This window comes from Mycobacterium sp. IDUB_19 (genome assembly GCF_055419445.1).
Map to the genome: position 1 here is coordinate 1 of NZ_JBVAXR010000129.1, position 1,796 is coordinate 1,796.

Here is a 1,796-nt window from a genome sequence, read left to right on the forward strand (position 1 = left end):
CGTGGAATGTGGGAACGTTCGGCCGAAACCCGGTCGCGCTGGTCGTGCGGAACGAAACCCACGATGTCCTCGCGTGAATTGATCAACAGTTTCTGAAATATCGACGCTACTTGCGCATCGGAGGTTCGCGTCGAGGTTCCTCGGCGCGCTCCGATGGCGCTGTTGGGCCAGCCGGCCGCGGCCAAGATGGCGACTTCCTGTTCAGCCTTCGACAAGGTCTGCCAGCTCGAAGTGTCCTTCGTCGCCGGATCGCCTGCGTTGATCGACACCGCGCCCGACGCGATGCGCTGCAGCTCGGCGCGCTCGACAAACAACCGCGACCCGCGCTTTTCCGTGTCGGCGTAGCTTTTTTGCCCGAGTACCTCGCGTGCGACCTGCTCGGCGGTGCTCGTCTCATCAGCGAATGGACCCATGTTCTCGATCAGCACGCAAAGCCGGGCTCGCTGGGTCTTCACCCCACCGGCCAGGTAGGCGATCTGGCTGGCCAACGCGCCCACGGTGCTACGGCTGGTGTGTGGGGCCGCAAGCTGGTCGGTAATCAGTCGCGCCAACGACCACATGCGGATATGGATCGTCCAGGTCATGCCCCATTGATCCCCTAGGGACAACTGGTAGGCCAGCGCGGCGCGACCCAGCTCCAACGCCTCACCCACATCGCCGTATTTGTTCAGCGCAATCGCCAATGCCATCTGAGCCCACGACCGTCCATAGGTAATACCGGCCTCGGTGGTCCGCTCCAGGTGACGCCGACTGATAGTCGTGGCCTGCTTGGCCGATCCCAAGAGTCCGGCGGCCATCGCCTCGAACAGCTCGCTCATCGCTTCGCCACGGCCTGGGATGTCGCGAAACTTCTCGCGGGCACGAGCAAGCACAGCGATGGAACGCGGATCGCGGCGGGCGAACATCAGCTCAACACCCCAGGCGTAGTCGACCACCGCGGGCAACCCGATGTCAGTTTCTGGCCGATCGCGCCAGCGCCCGGTGCCGGCCACCTGTCCATCGCAAGCACCGACGCAGCGTTCCAAGAGCTCCTCGGCCTCCCGAGGGCGCCCCTCGACCAGAGCCAACCACGCGAGCTGGGCCATCGCCGGAAGCTGAGACTCAATTGGGTGGGATCCCAATGCGTCCGTGGCCGCCAAAGTCTGCTCGATGCGGCCGCGGATCTCCGACAATGAACCGAGGAGAAACGGTGCGCGAAGCGACATCAGGCCAACGCAGATTTGAAGTCCCACGTCTGGCTTGCCGGCCGCCATGCTGGTATCGATGGCCCACCGGATGTTCGACCACGCCCCCATCGCCCAGTTCAGGCACTCCTGTGCGGTGGGGCCAAACCACTGGGCTTGCACATGCAAGACCTTGTCGCGGTAGTAAACGTAATGCCGCTGCGCCAGCCGGGCCGACTCATCGACCTGCTCGGTAGAACGCTCGGCCAAACGCTCGGCAGCGAACAACCTCAGGCTTTCCAGCAGAAAGTAGTGCACCGCGTCCGCGGTGATGTGGATCGAGACCAGCGACTGCTCCACCAGCCGCTCCAGCAGTTCACGGACCTCCGCGCGGACCAGGCCAACATCTCCGCCTTGATCTGGATCCACAGAAGTCGGCGCGCCGTCACAGCCCTCGATCGGCACATCGTCGGCGCACACCGCTCCGATGGCCTCCAAATCGGCGCCCACATCGGCTACAGCCTCACCGGCGTCCTCGGGGTTGACGTCATGACCTGGGGCGAAGACCGACAACCGGTCAAACAACAACCGCTGCTTGTCGGTGCACAACTCATACGACCACGCGATCACATC

The 1,796-nt window shown here is 63.9% G+C and carries 1 protein-coding gene; it reads right to left on the reverse strand.

Annotated elements, in window-relative coordinates; genetic code table 11:
• Window positions 1–1,796: hypothetical protein (locus ACZY0B_RS27350; RefSeq protein ID WP_463767355.1), on the reverse strand; the 1,796-nt coding region annotated here is incomplete at both ends.